This is a genomic window from Halomonas sediminis (assembly GCF_044871105.1).
GTDB classification, from domain to species: domain Bacteria; phylum Pseudomonadota; class Gammaproteobacteria; order Pseudomonadales; family Halomonadaceae; genus Vreelandella; species Vreelandella zhuhanensis.
Genome location: NZ_CP085246.1, coordinates 3,266,729 through 3,285,501 on the forward strand (window position 1 = coordinate 3,266,729; position 18,773 = coordinate 3,285,501).

At 63.3% G+C, this 18,773-nt stretch carries 17 protein-coding genes and 1 pseudogene; 6 read left to right on the top strand and 12 right to left on the bottom strand.

Features of this window, described 5'->3' with window-relative positions; genetic code table 11:
* Positions 1 to 65 precede the first annotated feature (65 nt).
* The 3 genes and pseudogenes from LG290_RS15450 to LG290_RS15460 all read right to left on the bottom strand — a co-directional run.
* Positions 66 to 389: pseudogene (locus LG290_RS15450) on the bottom strand (mannonate dehydratase); the annotation flags it as partial.
* A 19-nt stretch (positions 390 to 408) separates the two neighbouring features.
* Entirely contained in the window at positions 409 to 513 is a 105-nt protein-coding gene (locus LG290_RS15455; protein ID WP_499835545.1) for a mannonate dehydratase, read from the bottom strand.
* Between the two features lie 13 nt (positions 514 to 526).
* Complete coding sequence (locus tag LG290_RS15460) at positions 527 to 1,999, bottom strand: mannitol dehydrogenase family protein (RefSeq protein WP_499835546.1); 1,473 nt, start codon at positions 1,997 to 1,999, stop codon at positions 527 to 529.
* 441 nt (positions 2,000 to 2,440) lie between these two features.
* Here LG290_RS15460 and LG290_RS15465 point away from each other — a divergent pair, with 441 nt between their 5' ends.
* Genes LG290_RS15465 through LG290_RS15480 form a run of 4 tightly spaced genes read left to right on the top strand, consistent with a single transcriptional unit; the run spans position 2,441 to position 6,760 of the window.
* Positions 2,441 to 3,190, top strand: coding sequence for an SDR family oxidoreductase (locus tag LG290_RS15465; protein ID WP_499837123.1), 750 nt, complete (start codon positions 2,441 to 2,443; stop codon positions 3,188 to 3,190).
* Between the two features lie 17 nt (positions 3,191 to 3,207).
* A complete protein-coding gene (locus LG290_RS15470) occupies positions 3,208 to 4,059 on the top strand; it encodes a fumarylacetoacetate hydrolase family protein (RefSeq protein ID WP_499835547.1) in 852 nt (283 codons plus the stop codon).
* Between the two features lie 12 nt (positions 4,060 to 4,071).
* The gene (locus LG290_RS15475; protein WP_499835548.1) at positions 4,072 to 5,142 is read left to right on the top strand and encodes a zinc-binding alcohol dehydrogenase family protein; all 1,071 of its coding nucleotides are present in this window, start codon (positions 4,072 to 4,074) and stop codon (positions 5,140 to 5,142) included.
* Complete coding sequence (locus LG290_RS15480; RefSeq protein WP_499835549.1) at positions 5,120 to 6,760, top strand: UxaA family hydrolase; 1,641 nt, start codon at positions 5,120 to 5,122, stop codon at positions 6,758 to 6,760. The genes LG290_RS15475 and LG290_RS15480 overlap by 23 nt, the downstream gene beginning before the upstream one ends.
* A gap of 76 nt (positions 6,761 to 6,836) precedes the next feature.
* Here the strand turns inward: LG290_RS15480 and nanR are convergent, their stop codons facing one another.
* The 8 genes from nanR to LG290_RS15520 all read right to left on the bottom strand — a co-directional run bounded on the left by nanR (position 6,837) and on the right by LG290_RS15520 (position 14,845).
* Positions 6,837 to 7,559 carry a transcriptional regulator NanR gene (gene nanR, locus LG290_RS15485; RefSeq protein ID WP_499835550.1) on the bottom strand — a complete coding sequence of 241 codons (723 nt, stop codon included), beginning with the start codon at positions 7,557 to 7,559 and terminating at the stop codon, positions 6,837 to 6,839.
* A gap of 65 nt (positions 7,560 to 7,624) precedes the next feature.
* Positions 7,625 to 8,701: an Ldh family oxidoreductase gene (locus LG290_RS15490; RefSeq protein WP_499835551.1), complete on the bottom strand. Its 1,077-nt coding sequence runs from the start codon at positions 8,699 to 8,701 to the stop codon at positions 7,625 to 7,627.
* 37 nt (positions 8,702 to 8,738) lie between these two features.
* Positions 8,739 to 10,118, bottom strand: coding sequence for a TRAP transporter large permease (locus tag LG290_RS15495; RefSeq protein ID WP_499835552.1), 1,380 nt, complete (start codon positions 10,116 to 10,118; stop codon positions 8,739 to 8,741).
* A 25-nt stretch (positions 10,119 to 10,143) separates the two neighbouring features.
* Positions 10,144 to 10,680: a TRAP transporter small permease gene (locus LG290_RS15500; RefSeq protein WP_499835553.1), complete on the bottom strand. Its 537-nt coding sequence runs from the start codon at positions 10,678 to 10,680 to the stop codon at positions 10,144 to 10,146.
* A gap of 63 nt (positions 10,681 to 10,743) precedes the next feature.
* Complete coding sequence (locus LG290_RS15505; protein ID WP_499835554.1) at positions 10,744 to 11,742, bottom strand: sialic acid TRAP transporter substrate-binding protein SiaP; 999 nt, start codon at positions 11,740 to 11,742, stop codon at positions 10,744 to 10,746.
* Between the two features lie 183 nt (positions 11,743 to 11,925).
* Positions 11,926 to 13,086, bottom strand: a complete 1,161-nt coding sequence (locus tag LG290_RS15510) for a four-carbon acid sugar kinase family protein (RefSeq protein ID WP_499835555.1) — start codon at positions 13,084 to 13,086, stop codon at positions 11,926 to 11,928.
* A complete protein-coding gene (gene pdxA, locus LG290_RS15515) occupies positions 13,083 to 14,084 on the bottom strand; it encodes a 4-hydroxythreonine-4-phosphate dehydrogenase PdxA (protein ID WP_499835556.1) in 1,002 nt (333 codons plus the stop codon). The genes LG290_RS15510 and pdxA overlap by 4 nt, the downstream gene beginning before the upstream one ends.
* Positions 14,081 to 14,845, bottom strand: coding sequence for an SDR family NAD(P)-dependent oxidoreductase (locus LG290_RS15520; protein ID WP_499835557.1), 765 nt, complete (start codon positions 14,843 to 14,845; stop codon positions 14,081 to 14,083). Before LG290_RS15520 ends, pdxA begins: the two co-directional genes overlap by 4 nt.
* A 298-nt stretch (positions 14,846 to 15,143) precedes the next feature.
* Here LG290_RS15520 and LG290_RS15525 point away from each other — a divergent pair, with 298 nt between their 5' ends.
* Both LG290_RS15525 and LG290_RS15530 read left to right on the top strand, forming a co-directional pair.
* Positions 15,144 to 16,445 carry an L-fuconate dehydratase gene (locus LG290_RS15525; RefSeq protein WP_499835558.1) on the top strand — a complete coding sequence of 434 codons (1,302 nt, stop codon included), beginning with the start codon at positions 15,144 to 15,146 and terminating at the stop codon, positions 16,443 to 16,445.
* Between the two features lies 1 nt (position 16,446).
* Entirely contained in the window at positions 16,447 to 17,865 is a 1,419-nt protein-coding gene (locus LG290_RS15530; protein ID WP_499835559.1) for an FAD-binding oxidoreductase, read from the top strand.
* Here LG290_RS15530 and hpaI read toward each other — a convergent pair.
* Positions 17,862 to 18,641, bottom strand: coding sequence for a 4-hydroxy-2-oxoheptanedioate aldolase (gene hpaI / locus LG290_RS15535; RefSeq protein WP_499835560.1), 780 nt, complete (start codon positions 18,639 to 18,641; stop codon positions 17,862 to 17,864). The two genes, LG290_RS15530 and hpaI, sit on opposite strands and share 4 nt — an antisense overlap.
* Positions 18,642 to 18,773 lie beyond the last annotated feature (132 nt).

The following is an 18,773-nucleotide window of genomic DNA, read 5'->3' on the forward strand; positions in this document are numbered from 1 at the left end:
TCGAACTTTCGAGGTGCAGCTCATCGCTTGGCGGGGCCGCTTCTTGATGATAAGGAGCAGTGAGGTCAGGTGAGTTGGTGTACCGCCAGCTCCATCCCGCGCAGCTCAGCCAAGCCGCGTAGTCGACCGTAAAGTGGATAGCCCGGGACGGTGTCGCGGTACCGGTCGTCGAGGATATGGTGACCGTGATCAGGGCGCAGCGGCAGCCCCAGCATTGGCCGAGGCGGGTCGTCGGGGTGGCTCGCCATGCGGATTCCCTCCTCTTCGGCCACAGGGATCACCGCACGCAGGAAGTAGCCGAGGTGCTCACGCAGCCGCTCGGCATCAATGTCAGCATACTCAGTCAGCACTCCCCTGAACTGTTCCAGCGTGTAGCGCTCTTCGGCCCCCAAGGCGGGCGAAGGCTGTCTAGTCGAAGTGCAGCGCCGTGACGATGCCAGTGGCCCCAGTCTGGCGGATTTCCTCGAGGCGGATGGGATCCTTCAGGCCGAACCAGCGCCAAGTATGTTCCATAGGGGATCTCCTCTCAGCCTCGCACCAGGGCGGCGAGCGCCCCGTCGAGGCCCTGTTCGGTCAGGGAACGATAGGCCGTGAGCACCGCCTCAGCAAAGGGGGCATCGGCCGCCAGGGCTGGCGGCACCACATCGCCCATTGCCAGGAAGGCCGTGACCAGCGCCTCGGGGTCCTGGCCGTGCCGCACGTGATGCTCGGCGAAGCGCGGCGCCAAGGGGTCGTCCACGTCATAGACGTTGCCCCAAAGATCCCTGCCGGCGGTATAGCGGATCCAAGCGGCCATGCCAAGCGCCGTGCAGGTCGCCGCCAGCCCAGATTCGCAGCGTGCCAAGGTGCCGAGCAGCCAGCGTTGCGACAGCTTCTGGCTGCCGTCCATGGCGATCTGGTGAAGCCGGTGGCGCAGGCTGTCGTTGGCAAAGCGCGCCAGCAGCGAGTCAGCGTAGGCGACGAGGTCGGTGCCCTCTGGCATGTCCAGCGTCGGCGCCGCCTCCTCCAGCATGTAGCGACGCAGCAGTGTCCGCAGGTCGTTGCGGCTCACCGCGTCATACACCGTATCGATACCCTCCGGCGCGCCCAAGTAGGCCAGCAGCGAGTGGCTGCCGTTGAGCATGCGCAGCTTCATGGTCTCGTAGGGCGCCACGTCGGCGACCATCTCCACTCCGTCGGCCGCCCAGTCTGGCCGGCCGAGCGGGAAGCGGTCCTCCACCACCCACTGGGCGAAGGTCTCGCAAATCACGGCGTTGGGGTCTTGTATCCCAAGCTTGGAGAGTTGGGCGAAGCCCGCCTCGGTCATCGCCGGCACAATGCGGTCGACCATGCTGCAGGGAAAGGCCGTCTGGGTGACGATCCACTCGGCCAGCACGAGGTCGCGACGCTCGGCGAGCTGGACCACTGCATTGCGGGTGCGATGGCCGTTGTCCGGCATGTTGTCGCAACTGAGCACCGCGAAAGGCGGTACGCCGGCCTCGCGCCGCCGCGCCAGTGCCTCCACCAGAATACCCGGTGCGGTATGTGGTGCCTTGGGCGAAGCGATATCGGCGGCGATCATGGGGTCGTCGGCGCGCAGCTCGCCGCTGGCCGGGTTGAGGAAGTAGCCCTTCTCGGTGACGGTGAGGGTGACGATGCGAATCTCGGGCGAAGCCAGCCGCGTCAGCAGGGCCTGGAGGTCACGCCCCCAGTACCCCTTTGCATCGCGGCCGGTGAACAGTGCCTCCTCGATCACCCCGATCTTGCGCAGGGTCAGGGTCTCCCTGTCGGCGTATTCAGCCACGTGATAGCAATACCCCGCCGTGCGCAGGCCATCCACCAAGTCGATACTCGAGCGAAGGTTGGCGCTGCTCACGCCCCAATGGGTATCGCCTGTACGCTGGCGATACTTCTCGAGATAGACCGCTTGCTGAGCGCGATGAAAGGCTCCCAGACCCAAGTGGACTATCGCTATGTGACCATGGGCCTTGTTCTTGGGAATTCGTGTCACGTCAGGCATGAAGAGCTTCTCCCGGCTCGATTTGCATTCGCTCAGACCTCCAGTAAAAGCAACACTCAGCGAATCTGGGTCTCGTCTCGCCGGCGACAGAAGCAGGCAGTACTTCGGGGTTGCCTAAGCAAGGCCACCATACAGCCGAAGATAACAGCGTGCGTCGGTAAGACCTTGCCATCATCTTGGTATGACACCATGAGATTATGCTTGTGGCAATGACAGGATAGCGTATCGGGCGCGACATCATGCACAGATGCGCTTCTGTCAGTGGTTATCTCTTAGGAGACTGCGCACTTCATATGTTCAACATTAAGACAACATTCACGTTGCTGGTTCTATCCCCTTGGGCCATACTCTGACTTACCATCAGGCTAGCATCCTGTCATACCAGTAATGCGCCACGGCTCCTTTCCCACAAAACCGACACAATCCCAGGAAGCCCGCACCATGCGATTGAAGGACAAGACGGCCCTGATCACCGCCGCCGGCCAGGGCATCGGCCACGCCACCGCCCTGCACTTCGCCGCCGAGGGCGCACGGGTCATCGCCACCGATATCGACCCCGACAAGCTACACGAGCTGGAGGCGACTTCTGGCATTGAGACACGTCGCCTGGATGTGCTCGATGCCGCATCCATTGATGCCTTGGCAGCCGAGTTGCCGCCTCTGGATGTGCTATTCAACTGCGCCGGCTACGTGGCCGGTGGCAGCCTGCTCACCGGCTCGGATGCCGACTGGGAACTGTCACTGGCGCTCAACGTCACCGCCATGGCGCGCCTGACCCGCGCCCTGCTGCCGGCCATGATCGACCACGGTGGCGGCAGCATCATCAACATGGCCTCGGTGGCCTCGAGCCTCAAGGGCGTACCCAACCGCTGCGCCTACGGCACCACCAAGGCCGCGGTGATCGGCCTGACCAAGTCGATCGCTGCCGACTTCATCGACCGGGGCATCCGCTGCAATGCTATCTGCCCCGGCACCGTGGACTCCCCATCACTGCGCCAGCGCATCCGCGACCAGGCCAACCAGCAGGGACGACCGGAGGCCGAGGTACAGGCCGACTTCCTCGCCCGCCAGCCGCTGGGGCGGCTGGGCACCCCGGAGGAAATCGCCGCCCTGGCTACCTATCTCGCCGCGGACGAGTCCGCCTACACCACCGGCACCGCCCAAGTCATCGACGGCGGCTGGCTGATCTGAATTGCAAGGAGACCCCCATGAAACTGCTGCGCTTCGGCCCCCGGGGCCACGAGAAACCCGGCCTGCTCGACGCCGACGGCGTGATCCGCGACCTGTCGGCCCACCTTCCCGACCTCGAGGGTAGGCACTTGGACCACGAGACCCTGGCCCGACTGGCCGAGCTCGACTCCTCGCGCCTGCCCGAGGTCCCGGCCGACACCCACCTCGGTCCCTGCGTGGGACGCGTCGGCAAGTTCATCTGCATCGGCCTCAATTACCTTGATCACGCCGCCGAGACCGGCGTCGAGGTGCCGCCGGAGCCGGTGGTCTTCAATAAATGGACCAGCGCCATCTGCGGTCCCGACGACGATGTCATCATCCCCTGCGACTCCACCAAGACCGACTGGGAAGTGGAGCTCGGCGTGGTGATCGGCAAGGAGACCCGCTACGTCAGCGAGGACCAGGCCATGGACTCCGTGGCCGGCTACTGCGTGGTCAACGACGTTTCCGAGCGCGAGTTCCAGCTCGAGCGCAGCGGCAGCTGGGACAAGGGCAAGGGGTGCGACACCTTCGGTCCCCTGGGCCCCTGGCTAGTGACCCCGGACGAGGTCGCCGACCCCCATGCCCTCGACCTCTGGCTGGAGGTAGACGGCCAGCGCTACCAGGATGGCAATACCCGCACCATGGTTTACCGGATCCCCTTCCTGATCAGCTATCTGAGCCGCTTTATGAGCCTGCAGCCAGGCGATGTCATCTCCACCGGCACACCGCCTGGAGTGGGCATGGGCCAGCAGCCGCCAACCTACCTGAAGCCCGGCCAGCGCATGCGCCTGGGCATCGAGGGGCTCGGCGAGCAGCATCAGACCGTCGTCGCCGAACCCGCACGCTAACCGGAGGCCGTCATGCGAACCGTCGTCTGCCAAGAGCCCGGCCGGCTGATCCTCGAGGACCGTGCCGCCCCGTCATGCGGGGCCGGCGAGGCCCTTCTGCGTATCCGACGGGTCGGGGTGTGCGGCACTGATATCCACGCCTTCGGCGGCAATCAGCCCTATTTCCAGTATCCGCGGGTACTCGGCCACGAGCTGGCCGGCGAGATCGTCGCCGTGGGCGACCACGTCGACCCGGCGCTGGTAGGCCGCAATGCTTACGTGATTCCTTACCTGCACTGCGGAGACTGCCGGGCCTGTCGCCAGGGCCATAGCAACTGTTGCCGGCACATGCAGGTGATCGGTGTACATCGCGACGGTGGCATGTGCGATAGTTTGGCGGTGCCCGTAGAGCAGCTCGTGACCTCCGACACCCTGCCTCTGGACCAGCTGGCCCTGGTCGAGTGCCAGGCCATCGGCGCCCACGCGGTGCGCCGCAGCGAGCTCAGCGAGGGCGAGCTCACCGTGGTGGCCGGCGCCGGCCCCATCGGCATGGGCGTAGCGCAGCTGGCACGCGAGCGAGGAGCCAGAGTGGTGGTGGTCGACACCAACCCCGAGCGCCTGGCCTTCTGCCGCGATCGGCTCGGCATCACAGACACGTTGAATCCCCTCGAGGAGGACGTTGCCGCGGCCCTGCAGGCACTCAGCGATGGCGAGCTGGCCGACGCAGTGTTCGATGCCACGGGTAACCCCTCCGCCATGCAGCAGGGCTTCGACTTGGTCGGCCACGCCGGCCGCTACGTGCTGATCAGCATCGTCAAGGCGGACATCACCTTCCACGATCCGGACTTCCACCGCAAGGAGATGAGCCTGCTCTCCAGCCGCAACGCCACCCGGGAGGACTTCGACGAGGTATGCCGGCTGATGGAAGCGGGCCGCCTCCCGGCCAGCGCCATGATCACCCACCGCGCCGAGCTGGATGATCTTCCCGACTACATGCCCGCCTGGTGCGCCCCGGACAGCGGCGTGATCAAGGCCATGATAGAGCTCGATTCCCCAGGATACGTTTCAGCGGAGGCCGACATTGCCCCACACCATCGCCAGTGACAGCGGCCAACTGGCCAGCCTACGCGTGCACGCCGCTGATAACGTGCGTGTCGCCCTCAAGGACCTGCCAGCCAGCAGCGAGATCGACGCTGATGGCCGCACCCTGCGCCTGGATGAGGCGATCCGCCACAAGCACAAGTTCACCGTCCGGCCGCTCGACACGGGCGAGGCCGTGATCATGTACGGCGTCACCGTGGGCCGCGCTACCCGACCGATCCCTGAAGGCGCGGCCATCACTACCGAAAATACCGAGCACGGCACGGCCACCACCCAGCCCCAGGCGCGGCGCGGCGAGTGGCAGGCCCCCGACGTCACGGCCTTTCGCGGCGCCACCTTCGACGGCTTCCACCGCCCCGATGGTCAGGTGGGCACTGCCAACATCTGGCTGGTGGTTCCCCTGGTATTTTGCGAGAACCGCAACATCGAGGTGCTGCGACAGTGCGTGGCCGACGCCCTAGGCGACGACCCCTTCCGCGACTACAAGCGCATGGCCCGCGAACTGCTCCACGGCGCCGCCGGCCAAGCGCCGGCCGAGCCGTCCGGTGAGCGGCTCTTCCCCAACGTCGACGGGGTGCGATTCCTCACCCACACCCTGGGCTGCGGCGGTACCGATGACGATGCCGAAGCGCTGTGCCAACTGCTGGCGGGCTACATCAGCCACCCCAACGTGGCCGGCGCCACGGTGCTGAGTCTGGGTTGTCAGAAGGCCCAGATCGGCATGCTGCGCGACGCCGTGGCCGAACGCGATCCCGACGGTCTGCGCCCGGTGCACTACCTGGAGCAGCAAGGAAGCACAAGCGAGGAGGCGCTGATCCGCGAGGCGCTGACCACCATCTTCGACGGCCTGGCCGAGGCCAACAACGTCACGCGAGCCCCGGCACCGCTCTCGGCGCTGAGCCTGGGCGTGGAGTGCGGCGGCTCCGACGGCTTCTCCGGGCTCTCCGCCAACCCCTTGGTAGGGGCTGTCGTCGATCGCCTGGTAGCGCTGGGTGGCAGCGGCATCCTCAGCGAGTTCCCTGAACTGTGTGGCGTGGAACACGAGCTGATCGCCCGCTGTACCGACGACACCGTGGCAAGCCGCTTCCAGGACCTGATGGAGGCCTACCAGCAGCACGCCGCACGGGTAGGCGTCGACTTCTCGATGAATCCCTCCCCCGGCAACATCCGCGACGGACTGATCACCGATGCCATGAAGTCCGCCGGTGCGGCCAAGAAGGGCGGCGACAGCCCAGTGGTGGCCGTGCTTGACTACACCGAACCCCGCACCAAGGCTGGCCTCAATCTGCTCTGCTCACCGGGAAATGACGTGGAGTCGACGACAGCACTTGCGGGTTCCGGTGCCAACCTGATCCTCTTCACCACCGGGCTGGGCACGCCCACCGGCAATCCGGTCACCCCGGTCATCAAGATCTCCAGTAACAGCGAACTGGCCGCGCGCATGAGCGACGTCATCGACTTTGACGCCGGCCCCATCATCCGCGGAGAGACCAGCATCGACGCGCTGGCAGAGCAGCTGCTGAGACTGTGCATCGACGCGGCCTCGGGGCGGTATCTGCCTCGTGCGGTGCAACTGGCTCAGTACGACTTCATCCCCTGGAAACGCGGGGTCTCCCTATAGTGGGTCGCTATAAAAGACAAGGCCCGCAGCTCAGCTGCGGGCCTTGTCTTTTATGGTGCGGGCGGGGTGACACAGATCACCCCTCGGCACTCAAGCGCTTCTTGAGCTGCATATAAGTGCCGTAGTGGCGATCCAGATGACGGCGCATAGCTGCTTCGGCGGCATCCGGATCGCCGGATTCGATGGCTTCGACAAGCTCGACATGGGCCGCCAGCGCCGCCTTGTCTTCGTCCTTCTGCTGTAGCACCTGGGCGCGACGGTCGTCGAGCCACTCGGAGAGCGCCACGTGGATGGCATCGAAGATCGGGTTGCGAGCGATGCTCGCCAGCACGCCGTGGAAGTCATTATCGGAGCGCTTGAAGCGAGCCTCGTCGCCTACGGCATCATGATTCTCCTGCAGGGCGCCACGCAGCCGAGCCAGGTCCTCCTCCTCGGCATAGCTCGCCGCATAGCGGGCCAGGGAGATCTCGAACAAGGCCCGGGCCTCCTGAAAGTACTGCTGGCCGTCAGGCTTGGAGAGCAGCTGGCGGGTTACTCCGGAGAGCCGCGCCATCACCGCCTCGGCGGTGGGCCGGATCACCCGTGCCCGGGTACCGCTGTTAATGGCGATCAGACCCAGCTGCTGCAAGTAAAATAACGCCTCACGCACCGCCGGACGGCCGACCCCAAACTGCTCCATCAACTCTCGCTCGGAAGGCAGTTGATCGTTCTCGCCAAGCCACCCCTCGAGGATATCCGCCTCGAGCTGCTCGGCGACTTGTTCGGAAAGCGTCTTGCGCTCGATCCGGTATCGGGACATGGGCTGGTTCTCCTGGTTGATCCGCTGCTTGACCGCCATATTACTACATTTAACCCTACCCCCGCTCAAGCCAGAGGCTGTAATGCCGGAACATTCAGGGTCTCGGCCAGTTCGGCGTAAGCACGTTGGTTGGCACTGTCCAGTGGGATACCCTCAGCGTCGCGGTGTGCCAGGCAGTTCCACTCCCGATCCCCGGGCACCAGTACCTCGCTGCCAGCCATGGCGGGGCGGGAACGAAGATCCGCGAGATATTCGCTCAGGCAGGCCTGAAAGGTCGACGCCTCGGTGAAGGCGGCGGGGTTCATCGCCAAAACGAAATGCCCGATACCACGCGGGGTCGACATGTCCGGCCCACCCATGGGCAGTAGTCGAAAACCGTGAAGCATGCCGGAGAGAGTAGAGCTGAGCACTTCCACCATGCCACCGAGTCCCGCCCCCTTAAAGCCGAAGTCGCTACCCCCAAGGGGCAGGAGTGCCGCCACCTCATCGGGCTGACGAGTCACTTCTCCCCGGGCATCCGCAGCGACCTGATCAGGAAGCTCACGGCCGATGGCGCCATACTGCTGGACACGGTTCCATGGCACCGAGCTGGTCGCCATGTCAAGCAGGTAGGGCGACTCCCCCGCTACAGGGGCGGCGAAGGCGATGGGATTGGTCCCGTGAAAGGGCGTCTTGCCTTCGTGCAGGAGCACGAAGGGATCGGAATTGCAGAAGGCCATGCCGATCAGGCCTCGCTCGGCGGCCGCCAAGGCATAACAGCCTGCCGCGCCGAAATGCGAAGAATGCCCAACGGCCACCGCCCCGAGCCCAACCTCTTCGGCCATGTCCCCGGCATGTGACATCGCGGTGTATGCGGCCAAGTGACCGAAACCATTATCGGCATCCAGAAAGCCGGTCGCCGGCAGTCGGCGACTGAAGCGCATCTCGGGATGCCCGCTGATTCTTCCACCTTGCAGCGCCTTGAGGTAATGAGGAAGCAGCCGCAGACCATGGCTGTCGGTCCCCAGTCGCGAGGCCGTGACCAAGGCCCGAGTCACGGCCACAGCCGAAGCCTCATCGGTACCGGAACGGACCAGTGCCGCCTTGATGAAATTCTTCAGGTCGTCAACAGGTACCCGGAACTCCTGCATTTGCTGTTTCATCGATCAGTATTCCTTTTTCCTCTCGTGGAAGCGTGGCTCACCGATAGACCAGAGTCGGCAGCCACAGTGAGATCGCCGGAATGAAGGTCACCAGCAGCAACGAAATCACCAGCGGAATCAAGAACGGCAGGGTGCCACGCATGCACTTTTCAAAGGAAATGTTCGACACCCGCGAGAGCACGTAGAGCACCATGCCGACAGGCGGCGTCAGCAGGCCGATCATCAGGTTGAGGACCATGATCACCCCGAAGTGGACCGGGTCGACTCCGGATGCCACCGCCAGCGGCAGCAGTACCGGCACCAGGATAGTAATGGCGGCAATGGTCTCCATGAAGCAGCCGACGATAATTAGCACGATGTTGATGATGATCAGTGTGGCCACAGGGTTATCGGCGAGGGGTCCGAGCAGATTGACCACCTGCTGAGCGACCTGGTTGCTGGTCAAGATCCAGGCGAAGATCGAAGCCCCTGCGACGATCAGTAGGATAACAGCCGTGGTCTCGATAGTTTCCATACTGACCTTCATCAGCCGCCGCCAGGTCAGGATGCGATACACCACGCCACCCAGAAAGAGTGCATATACCACGGCGGCGATGGCAGCTTCGGTGGGGGTAAAGGCACCGGTCATGATGCCGCCGACGATGATTACCGGGGTAAACAGCGACAGGATGGCGCGTCTGAAGGTCTGCCACAGCACCGACCACGAGAAAGCCGCGTCACGCTGATAGCCGCGACGCCTTGCCAGGAAGAATATCATCAGCATCAGCACGAGGCCCATCAGCAGTCCAGGGACCAAGCCGGCCACGAACAACTGGCCCACCGATACCGAAGCCATGACACCATAGATCACCATTGGCAGGCTGGGCGGAATGATGGGACCAATGGTCGATGACGCCGCAGTGATGCCCACCGCGAATTCCTCGTCATAACCGGCTTCGCGCATTGCTTTGATTTCAATGGTGCCCAGGCCACCGGCATCGGCCACGGCGGCACCCGACATGCCAGAGAAGACGATGCTGGCACCGACGTTGACGTGGCCGAGGCCGCCACGCATCCAGCCCATCAGTGCCTTGGCAAAGTCGAAAATACGCGTAGTGATACCACCGTTATTCATCAGGTTGCCAGCGAGAATGAAAAACGGAATCGCCAACAATGGAAAACTATCGATGCCGCTGATCATGCGCTGAGCGACCACCACCTCGGGCACGCTCCCGGACAACGCCACATAGAGCAGACTGGATCCCCCCAGGCTGACGGCAATGGGCACGCCAAGCACCAGCAGGGTGAAAAGCATGCCGAAGAGAAAAAACAAGTACTGCTCGGTGACCGCCAGGACGATACAGCCAAGGATGGCAAGCGCCGCGAGCACAGGTGGCACCAGGGTGCCGCGCCGCCTCAGGGTCAGGATATTGGACATGGAAAGGCTCTCTCGGTCGACGTTATCACTGGGAATCCAGCAGCTCACTGGTACCGCTGTGCCAGTGGCGGATGGCTAGCTGAACGGCGCGCACCAGCATCAGCACGAACCCCAACATTACGATGTAGTAGAGATAGCTCTTGGGGATATCCACGGATGTCATCAGCGCCGTGGTCAGGCTGGACAGATTGAAGGTGAGCCAGACCATGGCAGCAAAGAAGGCAATGTTGGCCAGATCCACCAGTGTCGAAGCCGTTCGGGCCATCCAGAATGGCATGTAGCGATAGAAGAACTCGACGGCGATCTGGGATCCCTTTCTCACCGTCATGGCGCCGCCCATGAAGCCCACCATCACCAAGAGGTAGCGAGCCATTTCCTCTGTCCAGGCAATGGAATTGCCCAGTACGTAGCGGCTAAAGAATTGGACGAAGACGTCCAGCGCCAGCACCCAGAACACCGCAAGGGTGGCGTAATCTTCAACACCGTAGTCCCGCCACTCGAAGGTATCGTCTTCCTCGATCTGAAAACCGGAATCCTCGTCAGGCCATTTTTCTGTCGTCATATGACAGCTCCATAGAGAGCGCCACCCCATTGAAGGGGTGGCGCGTCGGCAACGAGAAGGAGATTACTGACCGATCGCCTGAAGACGGTCGTAGGTTTCCTGATCCCAGGTAGCGTCTTCACCAGTATGGTAGGGAATCACCGCTTCGCGGAAAGGCGTGATATCCACTTCGTTGACTGCGACGCCCTGCTCTTCGAACCAGGCGACCAGATCCTCTTCTGACTGCAGGATGTCCTGAGTGATGCCCTCACCGGCCTCGGCATAGACCTCTTGGAAAACCTCGCGATCTTCCTCGGAGAGACGATTCCACAGCTGTCCGCCAGCGATGGTAATCAGCGAGTCGGTGATGTGCCCAGTGAGATTGATGTAGTCCTGCACCTCATGGAAAGCCTTGGCCTTGATCGTCGGAAGTGGGTTCTCCTGCGCGTCGACCACGCCCTGTTGGAGCGCCAGGTAAACCTCGGCGAAAGCAATCGGGGTAGGATTGGCGCCAACCGCCTCGGGGAACATCATGTACATGGGCGCATTGGGCGTGCGGATCTTCAGACCCTGCATGTCCTCGGGGGTGTTGATCGGCTTGTTGGAGGTGACGTGGCGCCGGCCATAATAGTTCATGGCCAGTGGCACGTTGCCGGTGGCGTTCTGGTAGCCCTGGGCGATCTCCTGGAAGAGCTCGCTGTCGGCATAGGCCTGCCAGTGGTCGAAGTCGCGGAACATGTAGGGTGCACCGGCGATGCCGATCGGACCGTAGAAGCGACCGGCGAACTGGTTGCCGGTATAGATCAAGTCAACGGTGCCCAGCTGCAGGCCTTCGTTGATATCCGCTTCCTTGCCCAGCGAGGAGGCCGGATGCACGTTGATGGAGTAGCGACCGTCGGTGCGATCTTCGATCTGCTCTGCTGCCCACAGAGCCCACATATGATAGGGCTCAGTGGTTTCGTAGACGTGGGCAAAGTTCAAATCCTCTGCCTGGGCGGCTCCGGCCAGGCTGACGCCGCTGGCAATGAGCATCGCGGTCATCATTCGGGACAATGGGAACTTGTGCTGAGGCTTGTGGCTCATCTTGTACTCCTCACAACCGTTAGGTTTGTTGTATTGTCGCTGGAACGGTGCGCATCATTGTTATTCGACGTCGTTTTGTGCGCTTATCTGAGCGTCTGGCTGTATACGTATCATACCAACAGATTCAACCTAGTCCTTACTGCAGGCACACGCAACCGCCGGCGGGGCTTTTGATATTCACCTTTAGTGGAAGCCTTGGTGAAGGCGCTGCAGCAGGTCAGGCATCCCGAAACCACCTGCTTTGGTCATCACCAGGCGATGTGAATCACCATCCAATCGTCCCAGTGGCACTCCAGGCGCCCATTCGGCCTCCACTTGGATGAATCCCACACCCAGCTCATCCAGTGCCGCCATCGCAATATCACCGCCGGTGAGAAACAGCAGGCCAGATGCCTCCGGTAGCCAGGTAGCCAGCACCTTGGCTACCCCGCGCCCCATTGCCTGTGCGATGAACCATGGATCATGCGCTTCATCTTCTCCTCCGGGTACCAGCAGCAGTTGTGGTACTAGGGTATCCGGCCAGTGATCAGCAAGAGCGTGCAAAACAGGCAGTGACGGAGCCGAGGCCTGTAGAAGAGAACACTGCTCTACCGCTCTGGCACTGCGCGAGCCGACGACATAGAGGCGTTGCGGTACCCGCTGCAGCGCAATTGTGGAGGCAGTCAGCCGACCAAAGCAGCGCTGCGCGATGGCCGTGGCCAAGCCTGCGGCTCCCACCATCAACCACATACCGGATGTGAACAGGACAGCGTCATAGAGGCGTGCCAGATCCTGATCACTAGCTGCGTCAGCCACACAGTCATGATCCGGCAGGCTATAACTTTCAGGCTGATGGCGCGACAGATCGACACCCCTGACAGCGAAGGCGTGATCCAATGGTCCGATCAGGGGCGCAGAGCGGGCATCCTTCGCGTAGGCGCTTTCGGTGAGCGGCATTCCCTCTACCCACACCTCGGCGTCACGCACCACCCGACCTTGAGTTGGTACTGCCGGCGCCACCAATAAACGACGGCCAGTCGCCTTGCGCAGGGCCAGGCTCTCGGCGATCACCTGGCCACGCAGAGTGGAATCGACCTTCTTGAACCACAGCTCGGGCGCTACTCGATCCAGCTGCCGGGCCGCATCAGCGACGCGAGCGGCAGCCTCGTCTGCATGCAGATGGCGCGACTCGGTATTCACGGCAAGGACCTGGGGGTAGTCTCCTTCCCAGTTCGCCAAGCAACGTTCCAGTCGCTCCAAGGACACCACCACGCGGGCATCAGCGCCACGTGAAGCAAAAGGAGCGGCGGCATCCAGCGCCCCGGTCAGGTCATCTGCGATGATAACCACCCGGCATCGACTCATGGTCCACCTCCCTCCGCCAAGCGACGGGCGTAGGCGATAGCCGATCCCATGTTGGTGGCATCTGCCCTACCCTGCCAGGCAATGTCAAACGCTGTGCCATGATCTACCGAGGTTCGCTGGAGCGGCAGACCCAGACTGACATTCACTGTCGTATCGAAGGCAATCAGCTTCACCGGGATGTGCCCTTGATCATGATACTGGGCCACCACCAGATCGAATTCACCCCGGCTGGCTCGATAGAAAACGGTATCGGCTGAGATCGGCCCCTGGACGCCGTAGCCCTGATCGCGCAGCGTCCTGACCGCGGGCGCAATGATGCGCTCGTCTTCGTCACCAAAGATTCCCCCTTCACCACAATGAGGATTCAACCCTGCGACGGCGATACGTGGTGCCTCAATGCCCATGGCCACCAGATGATCATGCCCGACAGCAACGGTCTCGGCGATACGCTGCTCGGTGACCCGGTCGATGGCCTCGCGCAGCGACACATGAGTCGACACATGCAGGGTCGACAGGTGCTCGGAGGCTAGCAGCATGAACGATGACGGCGCGCTGGTCAGCGACGCCAGCATGCCGGTGTGGCCGTCATAATGGTGGCCGGCGGCATGCAGTGCGGCCTTGTTGAGCGGCGCGGTGACGATCACCCTGGCCCGGCCGCTCTGCACCAGTTCCACGGCTGACCGGACGCAGCGGAACGCCATGTCGCCGGCACCGGCACTGATCTCACCATCGGGAATCTCGGCACCCTCCGGCGCCTCGATCACGGCGACTGCCACGCTGTCGTCGTCCTGCGTTTTCTGGTCGAGCGGAACGAAGGTGAGCGCGGTTCCGATGGTGTCCGCGGCACGACGATAGATCGCCGGGTCGCCGACGATCAGGCTGCTGGCCCGTTCAGCCGAAGACATGGCCGCCAGGGCACGACAGATGATCTCCGGCCCGATACCGGCCGGGTCTCCCATGGTGATGGCGATATCGTAGGTGTGCGATGAATTATTCATGGCATCAGCTGCCCGCCGTTGACTTCAATCACCTGGCCTGTGACGTAACCACTCATGCTCTCGGTGCCCAGAAATACGTAGGCGCCAACACACTCCTCAGCACTGCCCAGACGGCCCTGGGGAATCGACGCGCGTGCCGCCTCCATCTGGGTATCATTGGAGTGGCGCTCGTGGAAATCCGTGGTGATAACGCCGGGTGCCACGGCATTGACACGGATATTGTCGCCGGCGAGTTCCTTGGCCATGTTGCGGGTCAGGGTGGTCACGAATCCCTTCGCCGAGGCGTAGAGACCCGCGCCGGGACCACCGCCATTGCGCGCAGCAATCGAGCCGGTATGGATGATGTTGCCGCGACCGGCGCGACGAAAATGAGGCAAGGCAGCTCGACTTGCCATCACCACCGAGCGGGCGTTGAGATCCATCACCCGGTCATACTGCGTATCGTCCATCTCATCCAGCGTCACCCGACCCAGCATGTCACCAGCATTGTTGATCAGCAGATCCAGGCCACCCAGGCGATCGGCGGCCTCGTCGACCAGGCGAGCCGCCTCGACGGAACGGCTGACGTCACCCTTGACCGTGAAGGCGTCTCCGCCGGCTGCCTGAATCTCTTGTGCTACCGCCTCGGCACCCTTGGCGCTCGCATGGTAGTGCACCGCCACATGCGCGCCCAAGGCACCGAACTGTCTGGCCACGGCGGCCCCGATACCTCGGCTGGCACCGGTTACCAACACCCGCTTGCCCTTCCATTCCTCGAGCATCACCGTCTCCTGCTATTGTCTCTTTAATGGGTGAGTAGCTTCCTGCGTCGGCATCAACCTATCGACCCGACGCCGCGCCTTGCGCTAGAGTGAAGCCATTGGCATACCTGTCATACAACACGACATCAATAACATGATAGGCGAAAGCTGGCCAGACGCCAGCCCACCAGGAGGCCTCATGCAACCCATTTTCGCCCACAACTGTCTGCCGCGGGACCTCATCCGCGCCCCTGATGAATGACCTCGCCGCCAGAGGCTACGCCTGACCCGCATATCACCTTTATCTAAGGAGTCCGCCATGACCACCATCACTCGCCTCGAGGTGCAGGACATTCGTTTTCCCACCTCCCGCTCGCTGGACGGCTCGGATGCCATGAACGCCGCCCCTGACTACTCCGCCAGTTACGTGATCCTGCATGTCGATGATGGTGGGGCCCAAGGCCACGGCCTCACTTTCACCATCGGCCGCGGCAACGAGATCGTGGTCACCGCGGTACGCTCGTTGGCTCCCTTGATCGAGGGGCGCACCCTGGCCTCCATCACGGAGAACATGGGCACCTTCTGGCGCGAGATCACCGGCGACAGCCAGCTGCGCTGGATCGGCCCCGACAAGGGCGCCATACATCTGGCCACTGCGGCCATCGTCAACGCCGTCTGGGACCTGTGGGCCAAGCGCGAGGGCAAGGCGGTGTGGAAGCTACTGGTGGACATGAGTCCTGAGCAGCTGGTGCGCTGCCTCGACTTCCGCTTCGTCACCGACGCCTTGACCCCTGAAGAGGCGATTGCGCTGCTGCGCCGGCAGGAGACGGGCAAGGCTGCCCGGGAGGCAGAAATGCAACGCGTCGGCTACCCCGGCTATACCACCTCGGCGGGGTGGTTGGGCTACAGTGACGACAAGGTGCGCCACCTGGCCCGGGAGGCCCTCGCTGAGGGCTGGACTCACTTCAAGCAGAAGATCGGTGGCAACCTCGAGGAAGACGCTCGCCGTGCCGCCCTGCTGCGCGATGAAATCGGCTGGGAGAACGTGCTGATGATGGACGCCAACCAGGTGTGGGAGGTGGACGAGACAGTAAGCAAGATGCGCCGGCTGGCCGAATTCGACCCGCTGTGGATCGAGGAGCCCACCAGCCCCGACGACATCCTCGGCCATGCCGAGATCCGCCACCGCGTCGCGCCGATTGGCGTGGCGACCGGTGAGCATTGCCACAACAAGGTGATGTTCAAGCAGTTCCTCCAGGCCGAAGCCATCGACTACTGCCAGCTCGACGCCGCTCGCCTCGGCGGGCTCAACGAGGTAATCCTGGTGGCGCTGATGGCCGCCAAGTTCGGCGTTCCCATCTGCCCCCACGGCGGTGGTGTAGGGCTGTGCGAGTACACCCAGCATATCTCGCTGTTCGACTACATCGCCGTCTCCGGCAGCCTCGAAGGGCGGGTACTAGAATACGTCGATCATCTCCATGAGCACTTCATCGACCCCGTGGTGATCATACGCGGCCGCTATCAAGTGCCCGAGGCACCAGGCTACAGCATCGCCATGCACCCCGAGTCCTTGGCCCGACACCACTACCCGGACGGTGCAGCCTGGCAGGAGGAAGCCTGAGATGGATGCCGACGTCCTCCTCGATGCCCTCAGCAAACGCCTGGGGGAACGCGGCCTGCTCCGCGATCCCGAGGCCATGGCCCGCTACGCGTGCGACTGGGCCGGCGACCGCTTGGGTGTCCCCCTGGCGGTGGCTTGCCCCGCCTCCACCGCCGAGGTGGCCGAGACAGTCCGCCTGTGCCGCGAGCATGGCGTGCCCATGACGCCCCAAGGCGGCCACAGCGGTCTGGTGGCCGGTGCCCTGCCCGCTGTCGGCGACGGCGAACTGGTGATCAGCCTGGAACGCCTGGACCGGGTGCGCGACATCGACCCGGTCAACTTCACCATGACCGTGGACGCCGGCTGCATCCTCGAGAGCGTCAAGCAGGTCGCCGCCGAGCACGACTGCGACTTCCCACTGTCGCTGGGTGCCCAGGGCAGCTGCCAGCTCGGCGGCAACATTGCCACCAACGCCGGCGGACTCAACGTGCTGCGCCACGGCATGATGCGCCAACTGGTGCTGGGCCTGGAGGTGGTGCTTCCCGACGGCCGTGTCTGGAATAACCTCTCCACCCTGCACAAGGACAACCGCGGCGTCGACCTCAAGCAGCTGTTCCTGGGCAGCGAGGGCACGCTGGGCATCGTCACCGGCGCTGTGCTCAAGCTCTCGCCGCGACCCACCCAGAGTCGCACTGCGCTGCTCGGCCTACCCTCGGTGGCGGCGGTGATCGACCTCTACGGCCATGCGCGGCGCGACTGCAGCGACCTGCTCTGTGCCTTCGAGCTGATCCCTCGACGCTGCCTTGAGCTAGCCATGGAGGCCACGCCCAACCTTGGTGACCCCCTGGATGCCCCCTATCCCTGGTATGTCCTTATGGAGGTATCCGCCAGCGGCCCCCTTAATCTGGACGCCATGCTCGAGCATCTTCTGGAGCGAGGCATGGAGCGCGGCCTGGTGCTGGATGGCGCTCTGGCGTCCAACGATACCCAGGCCCAGCGACTCTGGCAGTTCCGCGAGAGCATGCTTGAGGGCCAGCGGCGGCGCGGCGAGCACTTGCGAACCGACATCTCCGTGCCCATCTCGGCGATTCCCGCCTTCGTCGAAAAAGCCAGCCAGGCGGTGATGGCGCGCTCGCCGAAGTGCGAGATCATCGCCTATGGCCACGTGGGTGATGGCAACCTGCACTTCAATATCCTGCCGCCGCCGGACATGGATGAAGCGGACAAGAAGGCACACCTTCATAGGCTGGAAGAGGAGCTCTTCGAGGTGCTCGATGACTTCGGCGGCAGCCTCAGTGCCGAGCACGGCATCGGCCGCACCAAGCAAGCCGCCTATCTGGCGCGGCTGTCGCCTATGGATCGCGAACTGGCAGGAGGCATCAAGGCACTGTTCGACCCTGAAGGACTGATGAATCCCGGGCGAATCCTGCCAACTGGCTAAGAGGGCCGGCCAGAAGGGAAGCGCCCTGCCAGGCCACGAAGCGCCTCGGCCAAGAGCGTGACATCAGCGCCCAGGCCCACGAAGGTACAGCCTGCAGCTAGGTAGTCGCGGGCCTCACGCTCGTCGAAGGTGACGATTCCCGCTGCCTTACCGGCCGCACGGATACGCTCGATAGCTTCCTTGATGGCGGCCACTACCTCGGGGTGGCCGGGGTCGCCCCGATGCCCCATGGCTGCCGAGAGGTCCGCCGGCCCGATGAAGAGGCCGTCGACGCCGTCGACGGCGGCAATCACCTCCAGATTCTCGAGAGCCTCGGGGCTCTCCAACTGCAGGATCAGGCAGACCTCCTCGTCGGCGCGATCGAGATAGTCGCTCATCTGGCCCCAGCGTGAGGCGCGAGCCAACACGCTACCCATGCCACGCATGCCTCGTGGCGGATAACGGGTGGCGGCCACCAACTCCTCGGCCTGCTGGGCGCTGTCCACCATGGGGATCAGCAAATTCTGCACGCCGATGTCCAGGTATTGCTTAAGCAGTACCGTCTCGCCATGAGGGGGACGAACCACCGGCTGACTGGCGTAGGGAGCGATCGCCTGCAACTGGGCCAGCAGGCTGCCGAGGTCGTTGGGCCCATGCTCGCCGTCCAGCAGCAGCCAGTCGAAGCCGGCAGTAGCGGCCAGTTCGCTCGCGTAGGGGCTGGCCAACCCCAGCCAGATGCCGGTCATGACCTCACCGTTGAGCAACCGACGCTTGAAGCGATTGATAGGCATGTGCATACGGGAGCCCCGTTCCTTAATAGTCTAGGATTCAAGCTAGCAGTGCATGAATCGAAGCTTTTCATTAAAGCATACTTGTCATACAAGCATACACTCACTCATAGTGAGTCGTGTAGAACAAATCCAATGCCC